Source organism: Salininema proteolyticum, from assembly GCF_042685645.1.
Classification (GTDB): Bacteria; Actinomycetota; Actinomycetes; order Mycobacteriales; family Micromonosporaceae; genus Salininema; species Salininema proteolyticum.
On sequence record NZ_JBHUNX010000001.1, the window covers coordinates 2,781,587 to 2,805,303 of the forward strand.

Below are 23,717 nucleotides of genomic sequence, written 5' to 3' on the forward strand. Positions count from 1 at the left end.
GATCTGTCGTGGTGTGGGCGGGCGGGGAGTCCCCGCCCGCCTCAGGCCGTCGTCAGGCCGGAATGTCGTCCAGCTTGAGCCGCTTCCGGAACACCCAGTACGTCCAACCCTGGTAGAGCAGGACGACGGGGAGGAATATGACGGCCGCCCAGGTCATGATCGTGAGCGTGTAGCTCGTGGCGGCCGCGCTCTCGTGGGTCAACGAGTAGGCGGGGTCCACGGTGGAGGGAAGGACGTTCGGCCACAGGGCGGAGAAGAGCCCGAACCCGGCGAAGCCGATGGTGGCGGCCGTGAAGGTGAAGGCCCACCCGTCCTTTCCCGCCAGATTGCTCCCGATCGACGCTAGCAGTGAGACGACCGTCAGGCCGATCAACACGCCGGAGAGCGTCGATCCGGAGTGGACCTGGGTCCAGATGAGCCAGACCGCCGCGGGGACGGCCGTGGCCAGCGCGAGCTTCCACGACAGGGCGTGGGCCTTGGCGGAGAACTCGCCGGCGGTCTTGAGCGCCAGGAAGCTCGCTCCGTGCGCGGCGAACAGGAGGACGAACGTGATGCCGCCCAGCAGCGAGTAGAAGTTGACCAGGTCCAGGACCGAGCCGGTGAAGTAGTGCTCGGCGTTGAGCTCGACCCCGAAGACGAGGTTGGCGGTCACGACGCCCCACAGGAACGCGGCGGTGTAGGAGCAGATGGTGATGGCCCTGTCCCAGGCGACCTTCCACTCCTCGCCCTTGCCCTTCCCGCGGTACTCGAAGGCGACGCCGCGGACGATGAGCGCCAGGAGTATGAGGAACAGCAGCAGGTAGAAGCCGGAGAAGAGGCTGGAGTACCAGACGGGGAAGGCGGCGAACATGGCGCCGCCGGCGGTGATCACCCAGGTCTCGTTGCCGTCCCAGACGGGGCCGATGGTGTTGATGGCCAGGCGCCGCTCGCGGTCGGACTTGGCCAGGACGGGCAGGAGCATGCCCACCCCGAAGTCGAAGCCCTCCAGGACGAAGTAGCCGGTGAAGAGCACGGCGATGGCGATGAACCAGATTGTCGTGAGATCCATGTTGCGGTCCTTGGTCTAGTAGGCGAACGCCATGGGTTTTTCGGAGTCGCCGTCGTCGGGCCCGGAGGCCGAGGCCTTGGCCGACTCGGCGTCGGGCGGGCCCTTCCGGGCGTACTTGGCGAAGATCTTGTAGCAGACGACCGCCAGGATCGCGTAGACGAGCGTGAACCCTATGAACGACGTCCAGACCTCCGCCTCGCTCACGGTCGGACTGACCCCGTCTTCGGTGAGCATCAGGGAGAAGACCACCCAGGGCTGGCGGCCCATCTCCGTGAAGATCCATCCGGTCGAGTTGGCCACGAAGGGCAGGGCGATCGACCACACGGCGATCAGCCAGAACCAGCGGCTCTGCGGCATGGCGCCCTTGCGGGTGCGCCACCAGACGAACAGCGCGATGATGACGGCGAGCATGCCGAAGCCGATCATGGCGCGGAACGACCAGTAGGTGAGGGGGACGTAGGGCGTGTAGTCGCCGGGACCGAACTGGGCGCTGTACTGGGCCTGGAGGTCGTTGATGCCCTGGACCTCGGCACCGAACCTCCCGGTGGCGAGGTAGGAGAGCAGTCCGGGTATCTCGATGATGGGCGTGCCGTGGCTGCCGGAGAGGTTGCCGATGCTGAGCACCGAGAAGGGGGCCGAGGACGTCGTCTCGTAGAGCGCTTCGGCGGCGGCCATCTTCATCGGCTGCGTGGAGGTCATGACCTTGCCGAGGGCGTCGCCGGAGACGACGAGCCCGATGCCGGCGACGACGGAGGTGAGCACTCCCAGGCGCATGGCCGGGCGGTGCACGTCGAGGTCGTTGCCGCGGCGGAAGTGCCAGGCGCTGACGCCGATGACGATCATGCCGGCGGTGAGCCAGGAGGCGAACAGGGTGTGCGGGAAGGCGGAGAGCGCCACGGGGTTGGTGAGGATCGCCCAGAAGTCGGTCAGCTCGGCGCGTCCGGAGGTCTCGTTGAACTTGAAGCCGACCGGGTTCTGCATGAAGGCGTTGGCGGCGAGGATGAAGTAGGCGCTGATGGCGGTGCCGAAGGCGACCAGCCAGATGCAGGCTAGGTGGAGGGAGGGCTTGAGCTTGTCCCAGCCGAAGATCCAGATGCCGGCGAAGGTCGCCTCGAGGAAGAACGCGAGGAGCGCCTCGAAGGCGAGCGGGGCTCCGAAGATATCGCCGACGAAGCGGGAGTAGGCGCTCCAGTTCATGCCGAACTGGAATTCCTGGACGATTCCCGTCACGATCCCCATCGCCAAGGTGACGAGGAAGAGGTGCCCCCAGAACTTGGTGGCCCTCAGGTAGGCGTCCCTGCCGGTCACCCTCCACATGGTCTGCAGGAGGGCGACCACCATGGACAGTCCGATGGTGATGGGAACGAACAGGAAGTGGTAGACCGTGGTCACTCCGAACTGGAGTCGGGCAACGTCGAGCACGTCCATGTTCAACCATTCGTTTGTCGCGGTGATGTCGTTACCCGGAAGTGTAGTTACGCCGACTGGCACAAAGGCCCGAAACAGCGGAAAGGGCCCCTGTTCGAGACCCCGGGACGTGACCCCCGCGACCGGTGCGACTGTGACCCAATGCGAAAGGCCTTCTCTTTCGTGACGCCGGAAGCGAATGACGGCGCTTTTCCCTAGACATCCCAGTCCTTTGGCGACCTATTCCCCGGTCCGCGAGATTTCCCTGTCTGACCCGTCACCGGAAATCACGTGAGCCGCGTCAAAATACCGGGAATGCTCCCGCTCGGAGCTACCATTGCCGCCATGTCCGACCTTCCCGCACTGCACCACGCCGCCCTCGCCGAGATGGCAGGGGCGAGCCTGTTCTCCATGATGCGCCTGCGCCAGGACGTCTTCGTGGTCGAACAGGACTGCGCCTACCCCGACATGGACGACCTCGACGCCGAGCCGGAGACCGTCCACCTGTGGGCCGAAGACGGCGGCGATGTCGTCAGCTGCCTGCGTCTCTACCCCTATGAGGACGGCTGGAAGATCGGACGGGTCTGCACGGCCGCCGACCACAGGGGGACCGGGCTCAGCGCCCGCCTCATGGCCGAGGCCGTCGCCCTCAAGGACCCCGCAGCGATGGTCCTCGACTCGCAGACCTACGCGATGGGCTTCTACGCCAAGCACGGCTTCGAACCGGTGGGCGAAGAGTTCCTGGAGGACGGCATCCCCCACCGGCGCATGCGCCGCGCTCCCCGAAGCTGAGACTCCGCCGCCCGCCTCCACCGGAACGGGTGCGGACACCCTATACCCTTGAGGCGTGCGACCCAGTGAACAATACGGCGATCAGGCCGTCTACAACAGGCGCCGAATGGGCGCCGGCATCGTCCTCGGCATGGTGGTCACCCTGCTGCTCGCGATCATCCTCGGCTTCTTCCTGTCGCCGGACTTCGCGTGGCGTGTGCGGCTCGGCACCACAGTGCTGTCGTGTCTCGTCGCCACTCCGGCCGCGTGCGCGCTAGGATTTGCAGTCGGACTGTCCGGCAGGCTCCGCCGCCTCGGGTTCGGGATCGCGATAGGGTCGATCCTGATCACCGCCGTGCTCAGCGGACTTTTCCTGCTCGCCTCCCAGTAGTACAAGGAGACACGCGTGCGCATAGCGCGAATCGCCCACCCGCAGGGCATGTCGTTCGTTCGCCTGGACGGCGAGGGCCCCGGGGCCACCGCCGCCGAGATCGAGGGGCTCCCGTTCGGAGAGATCACGCTCACCGGCCAACGGTGGGCCCTGGATGACGTGCGGCTGCTGTCGCCCATGCTGCCCTCCAAGGTCGTGTGCGTCGGCCGCAACTACGCCGACCACGCCGCCGAGCAGGACGCCGAGGTGCCCTCCGAACCGCTGCTGTTCCTCAAGCCCTCCACCTCCGTGGCGGGGCCGGGCGACTCGGTCGTGCTCCCCGACGTCTCCGACGAGGTCGAGCACGAGGCCGAGCTGGCCATCGTCATCGGCTTCCCCGGCGCGCGCAAAGTCTCCCGCGAGGCCGCTCCGGCCTCCATCTACGGTTACACCTGCGCGAACGACGTCACCGCTCGCGACCTGCAGAGGAAGGACGGGCAGTGGGCCCGCGCCAAGGGCTTCGACTCCTTCGGCCCCATCGGGCCGTGGATCGAGACCGAGTTCGACCCCGCCGACGCCGAGGTGCGCTGCGAGGTCAACGGCGAGGTGCGCCAGCTGGGCTCCACCAAGGACATGGTCTTCGACCCCGCCCAGATCGTCTCGTACGTCTCGCACGTCATGACGCTCCTGCCCGGCGACGTCATCATGACCGGAACGCCCGCCGGCATCGGCCCGCTCGAGTCGGGGGACAGCGTCTCCGTCTCCGTGGCCGGCATCGGAACTCTGACCAACAAGGTGATCGCAAGTGAGTGACATTCGCACCCGTTTCTGCCCGTCCCCCACGGGCACCCCGCACGTCGGACTCGTGCGGACCTGCCTCTTCTCCTGGGGCCACGCCCGCCACCACGACGGCGGCTTCATCTTCCGCATCGAGGACACCGACGCCGCGCGCGACTCGGAGGAGTCGTACAACCAGCTGCTCGAGGCTCTGACCTGGCTGGGCCTCAACTGGGACGAGGGCCCGGACATCGGCGGCCCCTACGGGCCCTACCGCCAGAGCGAGCGCGGCGACGTCTACCAGGACGTCATCGCCAAGCTCATCGACGCCGGGTACGTCTACGAGGCCTTCTCGACGGCCGACGAGGTCAAGGCCCGTCACGAGGCCGCGGGGCGCGACCCCCAGCTGGGCTACGACAACTTCGACCGCGACCTGACCGACGGGCAGAAGGAGGCCTTCCGAGCCGAGGGCCGCAAGCCCGTCTTCCGGATGCGGATGCCCGACGAGGACATCACGATCGACGACTTCGTGCGCGGCGAGGTCACCTACCCGGCGGGGACCATTCCCGACTACGTGATCGCGCGCGGCGACGGTTCGCCGCTGTACACGCTGACCAACCCCGTCGACGACGCCCTGCAGAAGGTCAACGTCGTGGTGCGCGGCGAGGACCTGCTGCCGTCCACCCCGCGCCAGGTCGTGCTGTGGCGGGCCCTGACCGAGCTGGGGCTGGCCGACGGCGTGCCCTCCTACGCGCACCTGCCGCTGATCGTCGACGAGCGCGGCAAGAAGATGTCCAAGCGCGACCCGCGCTCGAACCTCCTGCAGTACAAGGAGGAGGGCTACCTTCCCGAGGGCGTGCTCAACTATGTGGCCACGCTCGGTTGGGCGATCGGCCCCGACCGCGACGTCTTCACCGTCAAGGAGTTCCTGGCGTCGTTCGACCTGCACGACGTGAAGTCGAACCCGGCCCGCTTTGACGACAAGAAGTTCCGCGCCATCTGCTCCGACCACTTCCGTTCGGTCGACTCCGGTCACCTCGCGGAGCTGGTCGTGCCGTTCCTGCAGGACCGCGGGCTCCTGCCGGAGGCGCCGTCCTCGGATCAGATGGACGTGCTGCGCACCGCCATGCCGATGGTGCAGGAGCGCTCGGCGAACCTCGCCGAGGCCGCCGAGATGCTGCGGTTCCTCTTCGCCGGCGACGACTTCGCGATCGACCCCGACCACGCCAAGAAGGGCTTCAAGGAGGGCGCCGACGCCGTCCTGGACGCCTCGGTCGAGGCCCTGGAGGCACTCCCGGAGTGGACCACCGAGGCCATCGAGGCCGCGTTGAAGGACGCTCTGGTGGAGAAGATGGGGCTGAAGCCGCGCAAGGCGTTCGCGCCGGTGCGCGTGGCCGTCTCCGGGAAGACCGTCTCGCCGCCGCTGTACGAGTCGATGGAGCTGCTGGGCCGCGAGGTCAGCCTGCGGCGCCTGCGCGACGCGCGCGCGACGCTGTAGCGAACGTATGTGGTCGGGTGTCCGCTCAGCCCCTCCGCAGCACGCGCGTCGGCGGAGCCGCCCCGGAAGCACAGCTTGCACCGATCCCGAGGTCCGATAGGGCTTCCGCCCATCGGACCTCACGATCGGCACAATCTAACGCACTGCGCAGAGCCCGCAAGCCGCCTCCGGCAGCGGCCTGAGCTCCTTCCACCGCTACCGCCGCGACGCTCCGCGCGCGGCTCAACGAAAGACCTGACCAGTTGCTAGCGAACGGACTCGGGCCGACGCACTGACGGCCGACAGGATCTCCCGACGGGGGCGCGAGGTGTCGCGCCCCCGTTTCGTATACTCGGAATGCCCGCCCCCGTGCCCCGAGACATCCACCGCCCCAACACAACAGTTCGGAGAACCCTGTGAACACCCGACGCAAGCTCGTCCTCGGAGGAGCGGCCGCCGCGGCCGTCGCCGTCCCTCTGGTGGCGCTCCCCTTCACCGCCAACGCCGACGACAACGACGCCCCGGCGCCCGAGCAGCCCGCGGCCCTGGCCGACGCGGAGTTCTACACCGACCCCGACTCCAACCCCTACGCCTGGCTGAGCGAGAATCCCGACCACCCCGACGCCGACCTCATCCGCGCCGAGATCGCCGAGAAGGCCGGCGCCAAGTGGTACGGCACCCAGCTGGACGACCCGTGGGACGTCCAACCCGTCGGCGAGTACGTCTCCGACGCCACCGCGACGGGGCAGACGCCGATCGTGGTCGCCTACAACATGTACGACCGCGACTGCGGCGGGCACTCTGGCGGCGGCGCCAGCTCGCCCGATGCCTATAAGGCATGGATCGACGCCTTCGCCTCCGACATCGGGGATCACGAGGCCGTCGTCATCGTCGAACCGGACGCGCTGGCCCAGTCGCTGGACTGCGGCGACGACAAGCCCGTCCGCGAGGAGCTGCTGGCCTACGCGGTCGACGCGCTCGCTTCGAAGGCCGTCAACGCGAACGTCTACCTGGACGCGGGCAACGCGACCTGGCCCGGCGACGCCTCCGAGATCGCCTACGCCCTCGAGCAGGCCGGCGTGGAGAAGATCAGCGGATTCTCGCTCAATGTCTCCAACCACTACGACACTGGCGCCTCCCACGACAAGGCCGGGACGATCAACTACTTCCTCGGCTACGACGCCGGCTACGTCGTGGACACCAGCCGCAACGGGTCGGGCAAGACCGACGACAGCGAGGACGGCTGGTGCAACCCGGTCGGCGCGACGCTCGGCGAGCCGTCGCGGGCCACTCCCGAGGGCCCGGCCGACGCCCTGCTGTGGGTCAAGGTGCCCGGCGACTCGGACGGCGACTGCAACTCCGGCGCGGGGATTCCCGCCGGGCAGTTCGACCCGGGCCTGGCCAAGGCCCTGATCACCGGGGACTACTCGTAAGCGGCGCCCGGGCGGCGGACGGGGTTCAGTCGCCTCCTCCGCCGCCCCCGCCGCCGTCTCCTCCCCCGCCGCCGTCACCGCCGAATCCGTCGTCGGAGGACCCGCCTCCGCCGAAGTAGCCGCCCCCTCCGGAGCCCCTGCCGCTACCGAATCCTCTGCCGCCGCGCGCTCCGTAGCGAGCGATCAGGCCGAAGACGACGAACACGGAGATTATGCAGAGAAGACCTGCCATGCCGCCGTCGAAGAATGATTGAGCCGTGTGCATACGGCCATCGTATGACGCCTGTTCCACTCCGCCCCTGAGGAATCGGGAGCGAAGACGCCTCGGGGAAGGGAAGCCGCGAGGCGGGGGTCAGTTCCGGCCGGAGTAGTCGGTCCGCCAAGTGTGCTCGGGGACGAGCGAGCGGAACTCGTCGAGCAGCCGCAGCCTCTGGTCGATCCCATCGGGGTCCAGGACGCCCTCATAGGCCATGACGCACCATCCGCCGGCGATGACGAGGTAGGTGCCCTTCGGGAAGTCGTTGGCCACAGCCCACTCCACGAACTGCGGGTGAACAATGTCGATGGTGTAGCGCCGCTGGTCGCCGAAGACGAAGAAGTCCTCGTTGAAGCGGTGGTTCTCCACTCGAACGTCCAGGCTCTGGAGGTCGATCCCGGAGCGGCGGAAGACGCTGACGTACGGCATGGCGCGGGGCAGCCGCACGGCGAAGACCGAGACGTACTTCGCCCTCTCGACCGGGTCGGCGACGTAGACGAGCCTGTCGCGCTCGCGCGTCGACTCGTTGTGGCCGTGCTGGAAGACGGTGCACGGACCGAAGCGGCCCTGAAAGTTCATGACGTGCTCGGCGCGGGCGGTCGGGTTGAGGTGGAACACGCCCTGGAGGACGCCTCGCCCGCCGCGCCGATTCCCGTCGGCGCCCCGCGGGTCAGGCGGTTGACCCGGCTGTGGCGGCCCGGCATGGCGGTCGACCTCGGCGTCTCGGAAAGCGACGATCTGGTTGGCGGCGTCGTTCCTGGGCTCATAGCTCCACCCCCTCCGGTGCGCCTCGGAGGGGAGGCGGGCGGCGGCGGAGTCGAGCTCGGATTGCAGACCGCTCTTCTGCCGACTACGGCGGCGCCACAGCCAGAATCCGCCTCCGGCGACGACGAGCAGGACGAGGATGTAAAGGGGAGTGCCCCAGGGCCCCAGTTCTAAATACATATATTCATAATGCCGGATACCGTCCACGCATCGGAGCCGTCGAGCCGCCGCGTGCGGCGGCCGGCGGAGGCTGCGGCCGGCAGAAGCAATGGTCGGCAGTAGCAGCGGCCAGCGGGGCGGCCGCCGCCGAGGGCGATCGCGTTATCGGGCGAGCGCCGCCTCGACGCGCTCGTTGAGGATGTCGTTGCTGTGGCTGCCCACCGGGGCCCACCGGGCGTCGTCGACCTCCTCCAACTGGAGGGAGAGGTCCCCCTCACCCCGGTGGCGGAAGAGGTAGCGGAAGTCGAAGTGCCACGGCTCGGCCCCCTCGTTCCCGCCGCACTTCGACACGCGGTGCATGCCTATGTGGACGGGCTCCGCCTCTACGCCGACCGGCTCGACGTCCGAGAGCCCCGTCTCCTCCTCCACTTCGCGTGCCGCCGCACCGAGCAGCGTGTAGTCCTCCGGCTCGGTGTGCCCGCCGGGGAAGAACCAGCGGCCGAACTTGCCGTGCAGGATCTGCAGCATCTCGCGTTTCTCGTTGACGACGATGCCGCCGCACGTCACGTGCCCTTCGGCGCGCAGGCGGGAGGCGAGCAGCTCGCCGGTGCCCATCGCCTCGGTCAGTTCGCGGAGATACTCCTTGTCGCCCGGGTGCTCCCCCAGGTAGCGCTCGACGGCTCGGTGGACCTGTTCGTTCGGAATCATGTGCTCCTCCTTCTGCGACTGCATGGTGACACACGGGTGCGACATGTCCGGGCGGAGTCCGCCTCACCGTGCGGAGCCGCCGTCGGGCTTGACGGTCTTCATGGTGAACCGCGAGTTGACGCGCATGATGCCCGGCAGTGTCAGAACGTGGCGCGTGAGGAACCGCTCGTAGGCGTCCAGATCCTCTACGGCGATCCGCACCAGGTAGTCGGGCGAGCCGAACATGCGGTGGATCTCGGCGACCTCGTCGAAGTCCGAGAGGGTCCGTTCGAAGGCCTCGACGTTGCCGATCTCGTTGGAGATGTCGACGTCGACGATGACCTGGAATCCGCGGCCCACGGACTCGGGGTCGATGACGGCCCGGTACCCGCGGATGACGCCGTCGGCCTCCAGGCGCTGCACCCGGCGCAGACAGGGTGCGGGCGTGAGCCTCACCCGGTCGGCCAGCTCCACATTGGAGATGCGCCCGTCCTGTTCCAGCTCGGCTATTATTGCGCGGTCTATCTCGTCCATCGTCATATATTGCGCCTCTCGACCTCGATCGGGCAATTTTAACAATCGTAGTGCGCGGGAATCCTGCGAAAATTGTGAGTATGAGCATCGAGACGGAGGCGGGCGCGCCGGAAGTGCGTGTGAAGCGCCCGCCGCGCGAAGAGGTCGCGCGAGGCGTGAAGGACTCGCTCGCGGCGGGGCTGGGCATGGTCCCGCTGGGAGTGGCGTTCGGGCTGCTGGTCGTCCAGGCCGGACTGCCCTGGTGGATCGCCCCGGCGCTGTCCGTCGCCGCTTTCGCCGGGTCGGTGGAGCTCCTGCTGATCGGCATGATCGCCGCCGCCGTGCCGCTGGCGACCATCGCGCTCACTACCTTCCTGGTGAACTTCCGCCACGTCTTCTACGCATTCTCCTTTCCCCTGCACGTGGTCGGCAACAGGGCGGCGCGGGCGTACTCGGTGTACGCGCTGATCGACGAGGCCTACGCCGTCACCGCAGCCTCCAGGGAGAGGTGGACGGGGTGGCGCCTGGTGTCGATGCAGCTGTCCTTCCAGGTCTACTGGGTGGCCGGCGGCCTCGCCGGGGTTGCCCTGGCCTCGGCCCTGCCGGGGACGATCAAGGGCCTCGAGTTCGCCCTGTGCGCGCTGTTCGTGACCTTGACCCTGGATGCCGCCCGCTCCAAGGGCCAGGTTCCCTCGCTGCTGCTGGCGGCGCTGAGCTTCGCCGTCGCCGTCGTCGCCGCGCCCGACGCGATCCTGTTCGTCGCCCTGCTGCTGTTCACAGCGCTCCTGTTCGTGCGCCACCTCGTCACCGCCCGTCGATTCAGGAGCGTCTCCGATGCCTGAACCCTGGTACATAGCCGCCGTGCTCGCGATCGTCTTCGCCGTCAACCTGTCCCTGCGCGCCGTGCCGTTCGCCGTGCTGCGGCCCCTGCGCGAATCGGTGATGGTGGAGCGGCTCTCGGTGTGGATGCCGGTCGGCGTGCTCGCCATCCTCGCCGCCTCCACTCTGCGCGGCACGATCGTCGACGACCCCGGGCACGCGCTCAGCGCGCTCCTTGCCGTCGGCGTCACGGTCGCCGTCCACCTGTGCTGCGGGAGGCGCACTCTCCTCAGCGTGGGGCTCGGCACGCTCACCTACATCGCCCTGGTCAACTTCGCCGCCGACGCGATCGGCGGCGCCCTGGCCTGATTACGGACCTCTGCTCCAGTCACAAGGAGCGTCGGCCCCGACGGACGATCCGTCGGGGCCGGCGTGTTCTGAGGCTCTTCCGCTACGGGTCAGAGCGACGAGCGGTCGGTCAGGACTATGGGCTCGTCCTCCGTGATGACGATGGTGTGCTCGACGTGGGCTCCGCGCGAGCCGTCGGCGCTGCGCAGGGTCCAGCCGTCGGGGTCGTAGCGGTACTGGTCGGTGCCGGCCAGGACCCACGGCTCGATGGCGATGGCCAGGCCGGGCCTGAGCTTCATCCCCTTCCCCGCGCGCCCGTTGTTGGGAACGTGCGGGTCGCCGTGCATGGTGCGGCCTACGCCGTGCCCGCCGAAGTCGGTGTTCACGCCGTACCCGGCGCCGGTGAGCACCTTGCCGAGCGTCGCGGAGATGTCGCCGATCCGGTTGCCCGGCACCGCGATAGCAATGGCGGCGTCGAGGGCCTCCTGGCAGGTGTCGATCATGCGGCGGTCCTCGGCCCGGTCGGGCCCCTCCCCGCCGACGATGACGCTGACGGCGCTGTCGGCCACCCAGCCGCCGACGTTCACGGCGAGGTCGAGGGTGAGGAGGTCGCCGTCGCGCAGCTTGTACTTGTGGGGGAGCCCGTGCAGGACGGCGTCGTTGACCGACGTGCAGATGTAGTGCCCGAAGGGTTTGGCCCCGAACGACGGGTGGTAGTCCACGTAGCAGGACTCGGCCCCGTGGGACTCGATGCGGTCGCGCACGTGGGCGTCGATCTCCAGCAGGTCCGTTCCGGGGCGGACGACGTCCCGGGTGAGTTCGGCCAGCGTCTCGGCCACGAAGCGGCCGGCGGGCCGCATGCGCTCGACCTCGTCCGGCTCGAAGAATTCGATCACGGTAATCCCTTCCGGTATTATAATACCGGTATTATAATACCATCATGATCCGGCTTCCGCAGACCCCCGGCGAACGCGAACGCGGCAGAACCCTCGGCAGGATTCTCCGCGAGGCTCGCGGCGGGCGCACCGTGTCCGACGTCGCTGCGGGCGCGAACATCTCCCCCGAGACCCTTCGCAAGATCGAGTCGGGGCGCATCTCCAGCCCCGCCTTCTTCACCGTGGCGAGCCTGTGCCGCGAGCTGGGGCTGTCGGCCGACGCCCTGGCCGACGGCTGTGACCCCGAACCGTCCTCGCCTTGAGGGTCCCCCGAATCCGTCCCGGACAGGGGAGGATGGGCGAATGAGCCTTGGAGTCATCGCCACCGACCTCGACCGAACCCTGCTGCGCACCGACAAGTCCCTCTCCGACCGCAGCCACCGCGCGCTCCTGTCGGCCCGTCGCGCTGGCTGGGAGATCGCCGCGGTGACGGCGCGTCCCCCGCGCGTCCTGGACGAGTGGACGCTGGTGGGCGAGTCGGTGGACGTGGCGCTGTGCGCCGGAGGAGCGATCACGTACCGTCCGAGCACGCACGAAGTCCTCGCCTCCCGCACCATCGCGGCGGAGACGGCACTGGCCTGTTCGCTCGCGCTGAAGGCCGCCGTCCCGGGCCTGACCGTCGCGGTCGAGACGGGCTTCGAGGTCGTGGCCGAACCGGCCTACGAGCGGGTCGACTCGGTGGGCGAGCGGCGGATCACCGCCGCCGACACCGAGGCCGTGTTCTCGGAGGCCCGGCAGATCGCCAAACTGCTCTTCCACCATCCCGAGCGGACGGCCGACGAGCTGCTGACGGCGGCACGGGAAGCCGATCCGTCCGGAGTGGACTTCTCCCACTCGGGCGGCGCCGGGCTGCTCGAAGTGACCGCCGAGGGCGTCGAGAAGGCCGGGGCGCTGGAGGAGTGGTGCGCCTCCCTGGGAGTCCGGGCCGGCGACGTGGTGGCCTTCGGCGACGCGCCGAACGACGTCCCCATGCTGAAGTGGGCCGGGCGCAGTTTCGCCGTGGCCAACGCCCACCCGGAGGCCCTCGCGGCGGCCGAGGAGCGCACCTCCTCCAATGACGAGGACGGCGTGGCAGAGGTCGTCGAGGCGCTGCTGGACGGAGAGGAGCCGGATCGGGTGCCTGCCGCGCCGTGAAATCCCGCTCGAGAGGAACGCTCGGCCCTATAATCCATCCGTCCCTTTTCGAGGATTGGCGGGGAGACGATGAAGGACCGAACCACCGCGCTCGCGGTCGGCGCCGCGGCGCTGCTGGCCGTGCTGTCCGGCTGCATGCAGGATCCCAGCTTCGAGGAGCGCAAGGACTATCTGTCCACTGTGTCGGAACAGGGGGCCGAGGTCCACGACCTGATCCGGGAGACCTACGGCGAACCGGACGAGCAGCGCTGCGAGGAGCTCTTCGACGCGCTGGACTCCGACGCCCCGGACTTCGTCGGCATCTCGGCGCAGAAGCGCTTCGACGAGCAGGCCCGGCAGTTCTTCGTCGACGCCTGCCTGAGCGGGTCGGTCGGCGACATCTCGCCCTCCGATGTGGAGGACGCCTGAGACTCAGTTCCGCCGGACGGTGCGCAACAGCAGTCTGGCGTCGCCCATGAGGTGCTTGAGCCGCCTCTCCAGGCCCGCTATGGGCGTGAGGTTCTGCGGCGCGCGCGGGTCCTTGAAGCTCTGCGAGGCCAGCCGGGGCAGGACCGCCGCTGCTGAGTCGATGAGCCGCACCGCCTCGGCCGCGTCGGCGGGGGCACCGTTGTCGGGGGCCTCCAGGCGCGCGATCCCGTTCCAGCCGCGCGGGCTCGAACTCGGCAGTCTCACATAGGCGCTGTAGCGCGGCCAGGTCGTGGTCAGTTGGAAGACCGGCGTCCGCTCGCCCGGCCGCAGCGTCTCGACCATGGCGCCCAGTTCTCCGGCCAGGTACGAGCGCTGGTGGCTCTTGACATAGCCGACGGCCCCGGCCGAGGCGCGCCGGCCCCGCAGCGGTCCGTCGAGCACGGCGAGGTCCGCCCCGTCCAGTCCCGCCGCCACGTCGGCCTCGAGGCCGGACATGGAGTTCTGCGAGGCGTTGACGAGGTCGGCGATCTGGTCCGAGTCCACCGGGAAGTGCGGATAGGGCTTGAGGTCCCGATCGGGCTCCGCGCCGCAGAACAGGCCCCGGCGCACCTCGGAGGTCACGACGGCGGCCCTGCCGGCGTCCAAGTCGCACAGGACGGCTCCGGCGCCCCAGGACACGCACAGGCCGGGCCAGCGCTCAGGACCATCGCTCAGCTCCACGCGCGCGTCCAGGCGCCGGACGCCGTCGACGACGGCGATGCGGCGCGGCTCGTCCGAGAAGGGACGCACCGGCTCCCACTTCGCCGCGTCGGTCTCCACGTTGGCGTCGACGATCGCCGCGCCGCCCTGCGAGGGGGATTCGGCGTTCTCGGCGAAGGACGGGTCCCAGGCGTCTACCGTGATCTCCACTAGTTCACCGTCTTCTCCACGCGCGAGCCCTTGCCGCTCTTGGTGACCTCGAAGCGGACCGGGACGCGCGCGGCGAGGTCGGCGACGTGGGTGACCACGCCGACCATCCGCGTCGAACTGGTCGTCAGGGCCTCCAGGATGGTGGCCACGGAGTCGAGGGTCTCGGGGTCGAGGGTGCCGAAGCCCTCGTCGAGCATGATCGAGTCGAGGGCCGTCCCGCCGGTCGACATGGCCGCCAACTGCTCCGACAGCGCGAGGGCGAGCGAGAGCGAGGCGGCGAAGGTCTCCCCTCCCGACAGCGAGCGCACCGGGCGTTCCAGGTCGGCGTCGTGGTGGTCGACGACCCAGAACTCGTTGTCGCGGCGCACCAGGTCGTACTGTCCGCCGGTGATCCGGTGGAGGGTGCGCGAGGCGCCGGCGACGAGCTCGTCGAGGGCCTCGGTCAGGAGCCATCCGGTGAAGCGGTTGGCTCGCAGGTGGTCGGTCAGGGCCTTGGCTATCTCGTAATCGCGGAGGTTGCGGCTGATGTCCGCCTCCAGGTCGACGCGGCGCGCGCGGGCGTCCACGAGTCCTTCGAGGCGGTGCTCGGCGTCGGCGAGGGCCTGGAGATGGGCGGTGATGAAGTCCGTGCCGCGCACCGCCGAGGCGGCCTTGACGCCGAGGTCGAGGAGGTCGGCCTTCATGGTGCGGCGCAGGTCTTCGGCCCTCGCCCCGGAGTTCTCCATGCGCGTGCGCAGTTCCTCGCGCCTTTCCTGGGTCTTGAGGAGGAGCTCCTTCGCCCAGTCGACCAGGTCGTTCCACGCGGTGTTGAGGTCGTCGGGGGCGACGGGCGGGTTGAGGGCGGCGACCTGGTCGCGGGCGTGGCGGAAGTCGTGCCAGGCGCCCCGGTGGCGCTCCTCGACGGAGTCGAAGCGCTTCTGGGCGGCGCGCAGGGCCTTGCGGGAGGCCGACAGGGTGTTGGAGCTGGCCTTCAGCTGCGCGTCGGCGGCTTCGGCCTCCTCCTGCTGTCCCTTGAGGACCTCGGCGTCCGGGGCGTCGGCGAGTTTGCGCTTGAGGCGCTTCTTCTCGTCCAGGCGCTCCTTGAGGCGCGTCTCGTACTGGACGAGCTTGGCCTCCTCCTTCTGGAGGTGCTTCTCGGCCTGGTCCAGTTCGTCCTTGGCCTCCTTGACCGCGGACTGGGCGTCCATGAGCGCCTGGTTGATGTCGCGCTCGGGGATGTCCTCGACCTCCTGGTCGCAGACGGGGCAGGGGTGCCCCTCGGAGAGCTGCTCGCGCAGGCTCCCGGCGAAGTCGGCGAGGCGGGCCTGCTCGACCATGTGCGTCTGGACGTCGACCTCTTCGCGCGCGGCGTCGACCAGTTCGCGCTGCTCCTCGATCTCCTCGCGGAGGGCGTCGACCAGTTGGGTGCCCTTGGTTATGTTGATCTCGCACTCGTGGAACTGCTGCCAGGCGTCGAGCTGGCGGGTGATGACGGCGAGGTTGAGGCCCGAGAGCCGTTCGCGCAGTTCCTCGTCCGCCGCCTCCGCGGACTCGACCTCCTCGCCGCGCTCGCGCAGGCGGGCGCGCTCCTCCTCGAGTCGCTCGGTGAGGTCGTCGAGCCCGGCGGGGCGCTTGATGTAGGTGAGTCCGGCCAGCTGCTTGTCGATCGCGGCCAGGTCGTCCTTGATCCCCTGTAGCGCGCCGGAGAGCGAGTCGAGCTCCTCGGCGCTCTCGCGCACGCGCGGCCCGGCCGCGTCCAGCCCGGCGACGGCCTCGCGGGCGGCGGTCAGGTCCGCGTCGGTCACCGCGGGGATCTTCGCCGCCTGCGCTTCGAGGGTCTTCCTGGTCGTGTCGGCGGTGTCGCGCCGGGCGGCGGCCTTCTTCTGGATGTCGGCGTAGACGCCGTGCCCCAGCAGGTTCTCCAGGATGTCGCGCCGCTCCGAGGCCGAGGCGTGGAGGAACTCCGCGAACTCGCCCTGCGGCAGGAGGACCGACTTGGTGAACTGCTCGAAGGGCAGGCCGATGATCCGCTCCACGGCCTTGGTCACCCCGGCCGCCCCCGTGGCCACCGGGACGCCCAGGTTCTCCACCAGGGCCTCGTCGTCGGTCGCGTCGACGTCGCGAGGCAGCCGCTCGATCCCGGCGTTGGTCGTGCTGACCTTGCCGTTCTTATTGCGGCGCAGGCTCCTCGTCACCACGTAGCGATCGTCGCCGGCGTGGAAGACGAGCCGGACGCTGCCCTCGGTGGCCGAGGGCGCGATGGTGAAGTCCAGTTTGTTCCGCAGCCGCGGAGTGCGCCCGTAGAGCGCGAAGCAGATGCTGTCGAGGACGGTCGACTTTCCCGAGCCGGTCGGCCCGGTCAGGGCGAAGAAGTCCACGTCGGAGAAGTCGAGGGACGTGCCCTCGGCATAGGATCCGAAGCCGTTCAGGTCGAGCCTCACCGGGCGCATTACTCGTCCTCCCCCGTCTGCGACTCGGCGTAGAGCTCGTTGAAGAGCCCCAGTACCGCCGGGTCCTCGTGGCCGTTCTCCTTGAGGTAGCTCTCGAACAGCTCCGCCGGGCTCCGGCCCGTGCGCCGCTGCTTCGGCAGGTCGTCGTCGCGGACCGGCGACTCGATGTGGATCTGCACCGCCTCGGGGAAGAGGTCCTGGATCTCGCCGCGCAGTCCGGCACGCGAGGGCTCGCGGACGAACACGCGCAGGAACGCGTCCTCCTCGACCTCGGCCTCCTTCAACTGCTCCAGCGTCCCCTTGACCGTCGCGAAGGGCTTGGACCCCTCCAGCTCGACGGCCTCGATCCGCGCGGGCGTGTCCTTCGTGACGTCCACGATCGAAACCGACGGGCGGTAGGTCTCCTCGCCGAAGTCCACCTGGACCGGACCTCCGGAGTACCGGATCGGGCAGGGCCCGCTCACCGTCTGGGCCTTGTGCAGGTGCCCCAGGGCCACGTACGAGGTCCGGGAGGGGAAGATCGACGCCGGCACCGCGTAGTCGGCCACGGTGTGGACCTCCCGCTCGCCGCCGCCCGTCGTCCCGCCCACGACCGTCAGGTGCCCGGTGAACAGGTTGACCGTGTCGTCCGCGTAGGACTGCGAGAGCTTGATGACCAGGCGGCGCATGTAGTCGGCGTAGCTCGCCTCCGTCTCGGCGGCGCTCAGCTCGAACATCTCCGCCGCCCGCACCGCGTAGCGCTGCGAGACGAACGGCAGGGCCGCCAGGACCCACTTCTCCCCCTCGCGCGTCTCCCCGCGGATGACGTGGTCGGCCGCGCCGGTGATGCGGCCGCGCAAGTGGATGCCGGCCGCGTGCGCCCACGAGCGGAGCGCCTCCAGGGCGGGTCCGTTGTCGTGGTTGCCCGCGATGGCGACGACCTCCGCGCCGGTGTCCCGCAGGCGGGACAGCGCCGTGGTCAGGATCTTCTGCGCCGCCGACGAGGGCGCCGCCGTGTCGTACAGGTCCCCGGCCACGATGACCATGTCCACCTCGCACTCCCGCGCGACGTCTATGATCTCGGACAGGACCCGGGTCTGCTCCTCGAGGCGGGCGCGGCCCTTGAGGCCCACGCCCACATGCCAGTCCGAGGTGTGGAGGATTCTCACTGCGCGCCCTTTCTAGAACGGGATGTCGTCATCGTCGGCCAGGTCGAACGGGTCCTTGTCGGCCGTCACCGACCGGGCCTTCCCCTGCGGGGGTTTGCCCGCCTCCTCCGGCCGCGTCGCCCACGCCGGGAACGGGAAGCCCACCACCAGCGGCACCGGAAGCTCCGGCTGGGCGACGAACATGGTGCCCGGCTTGGCCATCAGGACCCGCTGCCGTTGGGCACTGGTCAGGAAACCGTACTCCGGCCGGGTCGCCTCGGCCGCGTCGAGCCGCCCGACCACGCGGACCGCACTGTTGGCCGCGATGCGCCGCTCGACCTCCGAGGCCGTCTGCTGCGCCCCGATGAGCACGATGCCCAGCGAGCGCCCGCGCTCGGCGATGTCGAGCAGCGTGTCCTTGATCGGGCTGGAGCCGTCCTTCGGAGCGTACTTGTTCAACTCGTCCAGGACGATGAACTGGAGCGGCCGGGACGTCCCCGCCTTCTCCTTGCGCTCGAATTCCATCTGGAGGATGACCCCGACCACGAACCTCTGCGCCCGCTCGGGCAGATTGTGCAGGTCCACCACCCGCACCTGCGCCTCGGCCGCGCCCTTGGGCTTCTTGGGCAGGTCGCCGCGGACGATGCGGCCGATGTCCCGCTGGCTGGCGACCAGCCGCCGGATGAAGGCCGAGATCGTGCCCAGGCCGACCGCCGTGCCGGCCCACTGGGCGCGCTCCGCCTCGTCGGACAGGCGCGCGCAGACGTAGTCGACCAGGCCGTTGTAGCTCGTGATCAGCTCGCCCTCCACGGCCACCGCGCCGTTGTCCTTGGGGCGGGCCTCCTTGCGCAGCCGCGCGGTCACCTGGTTGACGACCATCGTGTACTGCTGGCGGTCGTCGTCGGCGTCGGCGAAGACGTACGGGAGGAGCCCCTCGGAGCAGAACTCCGCGAGCGTCCAGTACAGCGCCTCCACTCCCGTCGAGCGGCAGGCCACGTCCGGGACGCCCTTCGCGTCCCCGATCCGCGGCGGCGCGTCGACCTGGACGGAGGGGAACGGCCCGGGGGTGAGGCCCAGGCGCTCGTACTGGTCGGAGATCGCCTCGTCCAGGCGGGTGTTGGGGTGGTCCAGCAACAGCAGGTCCTCGCCCTTGACGTTGAAGATCAGGGCCTTGGTGTTGGCCGCCTCGCCCTCCAGGGCGTCGGAGCGGAACAGCGAGTACAAGAGCCACGTGGCGAAGGAGGTCTTCGTCGCCACGCCCGAGATGCCGGATATGGACACGTGCGCGCCCCTGCGGCCGGTCAGGAAGTCCGCGTTCAGGTACACCGGCATGCCGTCGCGGGAGAAGCCCAGCGGGACCTGGCGCTCCATGCCGTCGAAGTACAGGGCGCGCTCGCGGTCGTCCCCCGCCGCGCGCTCCACCGTCTCCCCCGGCAGCGGCGGCACGAAGACCTCCGGTTCGACGCGCGTGACCGTGACCTCCGCCGCCTCCTGGACCTGGGCGGGGAGGATGCCGTCGGAGATGGCGAACACGTCCGAGTCGAACTGGGCGCCCTCATGGCGGCTGCGCACGGCCGTCACGACGCCCGAGATGCGCACCGTCCCCACGCCCGGGACGTCCCGCTCGGTGACGAGCACGTCGTCCAGCTGGGCATAGGCCTCGGTGTCCACCGCGACCCAGAACACGAGGGGGGTGGCGTCCTCCGTACCCAGGACTCGTCCGATCGCTTCGCTCATGGTCGTCATTGTTCCAGACTCCACCGACGTTCGACGCCGTCGGTCGGCCCGTCGCCCGCGAACCACATGACGTCGGTCATGTACGGAAGTCGTCAGAACGGAGCGTCTCGGAAGCACCTCCTCAACTCGGCCGCGAAATCCCCTTCCCCGGCGTTCTCTGCCACGGACGCCACCCTCTCATAGTCCCAGGACTCGAACTCGAGTCGCTTCAGCAGGGTTCGCAACCAGGCCGAGAGCCGGTCGGGACCGGCGGTCGCCCCAGCGGCGAAGTAGCGCGAAGCACGCCGCAGCAGCGAATCGACGCGCACCTGCTCGTCCTCGCACCAGACCTGGAAGTACATTCCACCGCCCAGGACGAAGTCCCCGACCATCGGCACCGACTCGGCCGCCTCGGGCGTCAGTATCGCTCTCGGAACTCCGTTGGAAGAGGCTCCGGCCTCGACGCCGGGAAGGGCATTCTTGCCGGCCCACTTGAGGATTCGCTCGTCCGTGGCGGTTCCGGGGGAGGCCCCTGCGAGGTTGTGGAACAGCACCTGGACGACATCGACCTGTCCCAACATCGCGCTCAACTGCTCGTCGTATCCTGCGGGCCCCTGCTTCGCGCGGGTGTAGCAGGCGATGCGCCCGCCCCTCTCGCCTTTATCACGGACCAGGTAAGCCGGCAGGAAGACTTTTCGCGGCGACCCCACCGCCTTCATGGACCCCACGCCGGCCGGTATGTTGTACTCCTTGCGATCGGGCCTGTTCTCCAGCGAAGAGAGCGCTTCCGCATCGAAGCCGTACAAGGCGTCGACCGTCTCACAAGCGGCTAGCCGCGGCCCGTCCTCCACCTCCCGCTTGACTTCGGCGAGCTGCGCATGCTCGAGGATGGCGACCTGGCGGGAATCATAGTAGGCCTGCTTCAACGGCGAACAGGCATAGGCCTCGAAGTACAGGCGGCGGCGGTCCGTCTTGGGCGCTCGTCGCCGCCGATCGTCCTCCATGCTCTGCAACCCCAGGTCCGTCAGCTCATATCCCCGCCCCTCCCCCCGAAGGTGTCCGATCGAGGTGAGGAAGCCCAACGCCTGGCGCACGAGCGGTTCGTCCAGGCTGTAGAAGGCGGCCAGTTCTTCGGGCGTGGACAGGCGCCCCTTTCCCACCCCGAGGATGAGAAACCGGTCGATCAGGTCCCATTCCTCGTCGGCGTCGACCTCTACCTCCACTTCGACCTCCCAGAGCGGGAAGAAGAAGGCCAGCAGCCGCTCCGGGGACATGCCGAGGTTGAAGACGGCGTGGTCCAGAACCGCCTGAGGTTTCTTATTGGGAAAGTACTCGAAGGACTCAGCGGCCATTCCGACTCCTCAGCTCGCGCACGACGTCGGTATGGGCGAGTACGCTGCCCTCGGTCTCGGTATGGGTGAACAGCCTCCGTGCCAACCTCTGGAACCCCGGGTCGGCGGCGTTCTCCAACGCTCTGCGGTCACCCGTCAGGACTAGGCGCTTCTGCACGCGGGTAAGGGCTACGTTGGCGCGCCTCAACTCCTTGAGGAAACCGACCCTGTTCTCCCTGTTGCTCCTGGTGAAGCTGTAGAAGATCACGTCCCGCTCCCCGCCTTGGAAGGAGTCGACCGTGCCGACGTTCAGATCGACCAGGTCGGTGTCGCCGATCCGCCGGTAGAGCCTGTCTCGCAAGACCTTCTGCTGGCCGCGGTACGCGGTGATCGCCGCCCAGGTCAGGCGCCCCTCGAAGCGGTGGTAGTAAGCGATCAGCTCTTCCAGGACGTCCGCTTCCGCCTCGTTCACCCACCCTCCTCCGGCGGCCGGCCGCTCGAATCGGCGCCCCGTCGAGAGACCCGACGTGTCTATGAAGTTGAGTGCCTTGCTGAACAGGGGATCTCGGTGGTCACCATGGTATTCCGTCCGCAACCTCCCCTGGTAGAAACTGTCGGAGATGAACGAACCGACGGCAGGCGGCATACGGCGCTGGGTTCGGAGCATGGTGCAGAGCTGCGGGTCCAGGGAGCTCACCAGCAACTCCAAGGCGCTCTTCTCCACTAGGCCGAGGGTCTCCCTTCCCTCCTTCCGGGCCCAGTCGAGGAGGCCCCGGTCCGCGAAAGGCGGCAATTGCATGTGGTCTCCGACCAAGATCGCCTGCTCGGCCTTGACAAGTGGGACGAAGGCGATCGGGAGACTGACCTGACCCGCCTCGTCCATGATCGCCACATCGAAATCCAGCCCTTCCAGAGCCGGTGCGGTGGCCGCGCCGATGCAGGTCGCGCCGACGACATGCGCATACCGGACCAGCTCGACCTGAATCTTCGCGGAGTCGGGTTCGATCTGTGAACGCCATTCGCCCAAGAGGGCACGTCGCTGAGAAAGCAGAGGCTCCCAGGCGCCGAACCGGTCCAGAAGCGCTTCGACCGATCTCCGGCAACTCGCATGGTCGCCGGTGGCTGTGAATGACAGTTCGCCGACCAGTGGGTCGGGGAGGGACCTAATGCACTCGGCCGTGTGCTCGGCGACGTCTTCGACGGCGGCGACGAGTTCGCCGACTGCCTTCTCCGCGTGGCTCACCGCCTCAGCGGACTTCCTGAGCCGGGGGTCAGAGCGTTCGCACTGTTCGCAATCGGACTCCAATCGCCGGGTACAGGCAGCGGCACTTTCCACCTCGGCCAGGGCGAGGCGCCAGTTCCTCTCGGCCTTGTCACACCTTGGTCGGATAAGCTTCAACACCAGGATGAAGAGGAATCCGAACCAGCCGGCGCGCAGGTTCTCGAACCGGTGGCACCATCCGTCCCACGCCGCTCGGCGTTTGGCCGCTTTCTTCTCCGCCGTTTCAGCGACTGCTCCGGATTGGCGAGCCGTATCGAGGGCGGCGAGAAGGGGACCGAGTACCTCGCCACGAAGGCGTTCATGGACTGACACGGCGTCGCGTCCGGCACGTTCGGCGACGCCCAGCGAGGCGAGATCCTCCCTCAACCTGTCGGCGAGGCCCGCGGCCTCGTCGAGCGCCCTGTAGCGATCCAGGTCGGAGGAGACCTTGGCCTTGGACTGCTCGACCAGTTCCCGAGCGCGTACCGACAGGTGGTACGGCCTCGCATCCTCGTTGACCTGCGACCCCACCCTCACGATTTCCAATTCGACGGGCATGTCGGCGATAATGTTGTCCACCGCTCGATTGGTGTGCGCGGTGATGAGCACCCGGCGGTCGTACGTCAACGCGTTGGTACGCGCGATCTGCTTTATAGTGGTCGTCTTTCCAGTGCCCGGAGGCCCCTGTACCAGGTGGATCGGCGTGTGCAGCGCCGTTTGAAAAGCGTCGAGCTGGTCTCCGTCGAGGTCCGCGGCCGGCTTCACCTCGGATCGCAGAGCCGGCGGAGCTTCACCGTCGGCGACGGCGCTCAGGAGGTTCGGGTGTTTCGAGGCGCCGTCGCGCAGAGTTTTCAGCGCTTCCTTCTTCTTCCAATAGACGGTCGACGACTCGCGGATGCCGATGCGCCCGTGCGGTGGCAACTCTTCCAGATCGACCGTTCCCTCGAACGCGACCGTGGCCCGCCGGCCGCGGATCCGCTCGACCCTTCCGCGGCGGGGAGGCCGGGAGTAGACTTCGACGAGGTCTCCCTCCTTGAGTTCGCCGATCTGCAGCAACGTGAACAGGTAGACCGATTCGCCGCCGGTACGCCGTTCCCCGGTCGATTCGACCGACTTGTACTGGCACGGCGACTGCAGGGCCGACTTCCCCAGGTCTCGTTCCTTGTCGACGACCTTCTCGACTCCGTCGAGGAAGCCGAGCTGGCTCCGGGTCGGCCACCCGTCGTCTCCGGTTCGAGGGCGGGGTTCGGAGGTCCGATCCCAGTTCTTCTGAAGTTCTTCCCAACCGCTCTTGGAATTCGGCGGTATGTCCGTGGGGCGCTCGCAGAGGCGGAGACCTCCGGTTCGCAGGTGAAGACGCCGCCCGGCCACGTCCATACGGTCGTTGGTCGACACCAATCCGATCCACCCCAAGCGGTAAGCGTCCTCGAACTTCGTCGGGTACAGTCCCACCTTGTAATCCGATGTGTACAAGATCGCGAAAACGGACTCCGCGTTCCGTGAGAGACGGACTGCGAGCCCCTCTGCCCTCAGGCCCTGCTGGAGGTCCTCCACCAACTCCGCCGGATTACCGGGGATCTCGGGCCTGCGTCCGCGAACCTCCGCGATTTTCCGACGGAAGGCGCCGCTCTCCAAGA

The 23,717-nt window shown here is 68.6% G+C and carries 23 protein-coding genes; 10 read left to right on the forward strand and 13 right to left on the reverse strand.

From position 1 onward, the window contains the following. Positions 1–52: 52 nt before the first annotated feature. Both cydB and ACFTE1_RS12885 read right to left on the reverse strand, forming a co-directional pair. Entirely contained in the window at positions 53–1,048 is a 996-nt protein-coding gene (gene cydB / locus ACFTE1_RS12880; protein ID WP_380622664.1) for a cytochrome d ubiquinol oxidase subunit II, read from the reverse strand. Positions 1,049–1,063: 15 nt separating this feature from the next. Further along, positions 1,064–2,476, reverse strand: a complete 1,413-nt coding sequence (locus tag ACFTE1_RS12885; protein ID WP_380622662.1) for a cytochrome ubiquinol oxidase subunit I — start codon at positions 2,474–2,476, stop codon at positions 1,064–1,066. A 324-nt stretch (positions 2,477–2,800) separates the two neighbouring features. Between ACFTE1_RS12885 and ACFTE1_RS12890 the strand changes: the two genes are divergently transcribed. The 5 genes from ACFTE1_RS12890 to ACFTE1_RS12910 all read left to right on the forward strand — a co-directional run bounded on the left by ACFTE1_RS12890 (position 2,801) and on the right by ACFTE1_RS12910 (position 7,283). Beyond that, positions 2,801–3,247, forward strand: a complete 447-nt coding sequence (locus ACFTE1_RS12890; protein ID WP_380622660.1) for a GNAT family N-acetyltransferase — start codon at positions 2,801–2,803, stop codon at positions 3,245–3,247. Positions 3,248–3,302: 55 nt separating this feature from the next. Beyond that, positions 3,303–3,617 carry a hypothetical protein gene (locus ACFTE1_RS12895; RefSeq protein ID WP_380622658.1) on the forward strand — a complete coding sequence of 105 codons (315 nt, stop codon included), beginning with the start codon at positions 3,303–3,305 and terminating at the stop codon, positions 3,615–3,617. 15 nt (positions 3,618–3,632) lie between these two features. Further along, positions 3,633–4,409, forward strand: a complete 777-nt coding sequence (locus tag ACFTE1_RS12900) for a fumarylacetoacetate hydrolase family protein (RefSeq protein WP_380622656.1) — start codon at positions 3,633–3,635, stop codon at positions 4,407–4,409. Then, complete coding sequence (gene gltX, locus ACFTE1_RS12905) at positions 4,402–5,871, forward strand: glutamate--tRNA ligase (RefSeq protein WP_380622654.1); 1,470 nt, start codon at positions 4,402–4,404, stop codon at positions 5,869–5,871. The genes ACFTE1_RS12900 and gltX overlap by 8 nt, the downstream gene beginning before the upstream one ends. Positions 5,872–6,266: 395 nt before the next feature. Then, positions 6,267–7,283: a glycoside hydrolase family 6 protein gene (locus ACFTE1_RS12910; RefSeq protein WP_380622652.1), complete on the forward strand. Its 1,017-nt coding sequence runs from the start codon at positions 6,267–6,269 to the stop codon at positions 7,281–7,283. Positions 7,284–7,308: 25 nt separating this feature from the next. On the opposite strand, the gene ACFTE1_RS12915 is transcribed toward ACFTE1_RS12910, so the two are convergent. From ACFTE1_RS12915 to ACFTE1_RS12930, 4 genes are all read right to left on the reverse strand, one after another. Continuing rightward, positions 7,309–7,548, reverse strand: a complete 240-nt coding sequence (locus tag ACFTE1_RS12915; RefSeq protein ID WP_380622650.1) for a hypothetical protein — start codon at positions 7,546–7,548, stop codon at positions 7,309–7,311. 87 nt (positions 7,549–7,635) lie between these two features. Then, positions 7,636–8,484, reverse strand: coding sequence for a hypothetical protein (locus tag ACFTE1_RS12920; RefSeq protein WP_380622648.1), 849 nt, complete (start codon positions 8,482–8,484; stop codon positions 7,636–7,638). 141 nt (positions 8,485–8,625) lie between these two features. Further along, positions 8,626–9,171, reverse strand: coding sequence for an NUDIX hydrolase (locus tag ACFTE1_RS12925; RefSeq protein ID WP_380622646.1), 546 nt, complete (start codon positions 9,169–9,171; stop codon positions 8,626–8,628). 63 nt (positions 9,172–9,234) lie between these two features. After that, the gene (locus ACFTE1_RS12930; protein WP_380622644.1) at positions 9,235–9,690 is read right to left on the reverse strand and encodes an Lrp/AsnC family transcriptional regulator; all 456 of its coding nucleotides are present in this window, start codon (positions 9,688–9,690) and stop codon (positions 9,235–9,237) included. A gap of 74 nt (positions 9,691–9,764) precedes the next feature. On the opposite strand from ACFTE1_RS12930, the gene ACFTE1_RS12935 reads away from it, so the two are divergent. After that, entirely contained in the window at positions 9,765–10,505 is a 741-nt protein-coding gene (locus ACFTE1_RS12935) for an AzlC family ABC transporter permease (protein WP_380622642.1), read from the forward strand. After that, on the forward strand, positions 10,498–10,851 hold the full coding sequence (locus ACFTE1_RS12940; RefSeq protein WP_380622640.1) for a branched-chain amino acid transporter permease: 354 nt from the start codon (positions 10,498–10,500) through the stop codon (positions 10,849–10,851). The genes ACFTE1_RS12935 and ACFTE1_RS12940 overlap by 8 nt, the downstream gene beginning before the upstream one ends. Positions 10,852–10,940: 89 nt before the next feature. On the opposite strand, the gene map is transcribed toward ACFTE1_RS12940, so the two are convergent. After that, positions 10,941–11,726: a type I methionyl aminopeptidase gene (gene map / locus ACFTE1_RS12945; RefSeq protein WP_380622638.1), complete on the reverse strand. Its 786-nt coding sequence runs from the start codon at positions 11,724–11,726 to the stop codon at positions 10,941–10,943. Between the two features lie 44 nt (positions 11,727–11,770). Between map and ACFTE1_RS12950 the strand changes: the two genes are divergently transcribed. The 3 genes from ACFTE1_RS12950 (at position 11,771) to ACFTE1_RS12960 (ending at position 13,307) form a co-directional block, all read left to right on the forward strand. Next, complete coding sequence (locus tag ACFTE1_RS12950) at positions 11,771–12,028, forward strand: helix-turn-helix domain-containing protein (RefSeq protein ID WP_380622636.1); 258 nt, start codon at positions 11,771–11,773, stop codon at positions 12,026–12,028. A 40-nt stretch (positions 12,029–12,068) separates the two neighbouring features. Beyond that, positions 12,069–12,899 (forward strand): HAD-IIB family hydrolase, encoded by an 831-nt coding sequence (locus ACFTE1_RS12955; protein ID WP_380622634.1) that lies wholly within the window; start codon positions 12,069–12,071, stop codon positions 12,897–12,899. 69 nt (positions 12,900–12,968) lie between these two features. Next, positions 12,969–13,307 carry a hypothetical protein gene (locus ACFTE1_RS12960; RefSeq protein WP_380622632.1) on the forward strand — a complete coding sequence of 113 codons (339 nt, stop codon included), beginning with the start codon at positions 12,969–12,971 and terminating at the stop codon, positions 13,305–13,307. Positions 13,308–13,310: 3 nt separating this feature from the next. Here ACFTE1_RS12960 and ACFTE1_RS12965 read toward each other — a convergent pair whose 3' ends face one another. The 6 genes from ACFTE1_RS12965 to ACFTE1_RS12990 all read right to left on the reverse strand — a co-directional run bounded on the left by ACFTE1_RS12965 (position 13,311) and on the right by ACFTE1_RS12990 (position 23,532). Then, entirely contained in the window at positions 13,311–14,216 is a 906-nt protein-coding gene (locus ACFTE1_RS12965) for a DNA double-strand break repair nuclease NurA (RefSeq protein ID WP_380622630.1), read from the reverse strand. Beyond that, positions 14,216–16,645 (reverse strand): AAA family ATPase, encoded by a 2,430-nt coding sequence (locus tag ACFTE1_RS12970; RefSeq protein WP_380622628.1) that lies wholly within the window; start codon positions 16,643–16,645, stop codon positions 14,216–14,218. Before ACFTE1_RS12970 ends, ACFTE1_RS12965 begins: the two co-directional genes overlap by 1 nt. Then, positions 16,645–17,793 (reverse strand): metallophosphoesterase family protein, encoded by a 1,149-nt coding sequence (locus tag ACFTE1_RS12975; protein WP_380622626.1) that lies wholly within the window; start codon positions 17,791–17,793, stop codon positions 16,645–16,647. Before ACFTE1_RS12975 ends, ACFTE1_RS12970 begins: the two co-directional genes overlap by 1 nt. 12 nt (positions 17,794–17,805) lie before the next feature. Continuing rightward, positions 17,806–19,533 carry an ATP-binding protein gene (locus ACFTE1_RS12980; protein WP_380622624.1) on the reverse strand — a complete coding sequence of 576 codons (1,728 nt, stop codon included), beginning with the start codon at positions 19,531–19,533 and terminating at the stop codon, positions 17,806–17,808. A gap of 68 nt (positions 19,534–19,601) precedes the next feature. Next, positions 19,602–20,840 carry a hypothetical protein gene (locus tag ACFTE1_RS12985; protein WP_380622622.1) on the reverse strand — a complete coding sequence of 413 codons (1,239 nt, stop codon included), beginning with the start codon at positions 20,838–20,840 and terminating at the stop codon, positions 19,602–19,604. Beyond that, positions 20,830–23,532, reverse strand: coding sequence for a DEAD/DEAH box helicase (locus tag ACFTE1_RS12990; RefSeq protein ID WP_380762739.1), 2,703 nt, complete (start codon positions 23,530–23,532; stop codon positions 20,830–20,832). The genes ACFTE1_RS12985 and ACFTE1_RS12990 overlap by 11 nt, the downstream gene beginning before the upstream one ends. Positions 23,533–23,717 lie beyond the last annotated feature (185 nt).

Excerpts from the sequence above, each read along its gene's own strand:
- ACFTE1_RS12915 (WP_380622650.1), bottom strand. The coding sequence starts at position 7,548 with ATGCACACGGCTCAATCATTCTTCGACGGCGGCATGGCAGGTCTTCTC.
- ACFTE1_RS12925 (WP_380622646.1), bottom strand. The coding sequence starts at position 9,171 with ATGATTCCGAACGAACAGGTCCACCGAGCCGTCGAGCGCTACCTGGGG.
- cydB (WP_380622664.1), bottom strand. The coding sequence starts at position 1,048 with ATGGATCTCACGACAATCTGGTTCATCGCCATCGCCGTGCTCTTCACC.
- ACFTE1_RS12955 (WP_380622634.1), top strand. The coding sequence starts at position 12,069 with ATGAGCCTTGGAGTCATCGCCACCGACCTCGACCGAACCCTGCTGCGC.
- ACFTE1_RS12920 (WP_380622648.1), bottom strand. The coding sequence starts at position 8,484 with ATGTATTTAGAACTGGGGCCCTGGGGCACTCCCCTTTACATCCTCGTC.
- ACFTE1_RS12960 (WP_380622632.1), top strand. The coding sequence starts at position 12,969 with ATGAAGGACCGAACCACCGCGCTCGCGGTCGGCGCCGCGGCGCTGCTG.
- ACFTE1_RS12985 (WP_380622622.1), bottom strand. The coding sequence starts at position 20,840 with ATGGCCGCTGAGTCCTTCGAGTACTTTCCCAATAAGAAACCTCAGGCG.
- ACFTE1_RS12930 (WP_380622644.1), bottom strand. The coding sequence starts at position 9,690 with ATGACGATGGACGAGATAGACCGCGCAATAATAGCCGAGCTGGAACAG.
- ACFTE1_RS12890 (WP_380622660.1), top strand. The coding sequence starts at position 2,801 with ATGTCCGACCTTCCCGCACTGCACCACGCCGCCCTCGCCGAGATGGCA.
- ACFTE1_RS12885 (WP_380622662.1), bottom strand. The coding sequence starts at position 2,476 with ATGGACGTGCTCGACGTTGCCCGACTCCAGTTCGGAGTGACCACGGTC.
- ACFTE1_RS12950 (WP_380622636.1), top strand. The coding sequence starts at position 11,771 with ATGATCCGGCTTCCGCAGACCCCCGGCGAACGCGAACGCGGCAGAACC.
- ACFTE1_RS12970 (WP_380622628.1), bottom strand. The coding sequence starts at position 16,645 with ATGCGCCCGGTGAGGCTCGACCTGAACGGCTTCGGATCCTATGCCGAG.
- ACFTE1_RS12940 (WP_380622640.1), top strand. The coding sequence starts at position 10,498 with ATGCCTGAACCCTGGTACATAGCCGCCGTGCTCGCGATCGTCTTCGCC.
- ACFTE1_RS12935 (WP_380622642.1), top strand. The coding sequence starts at position 9,765 with ATGAGCATCGAGACGGAGGCGGGCGCGCCGGAAGTGCGTGTGAAGCGC.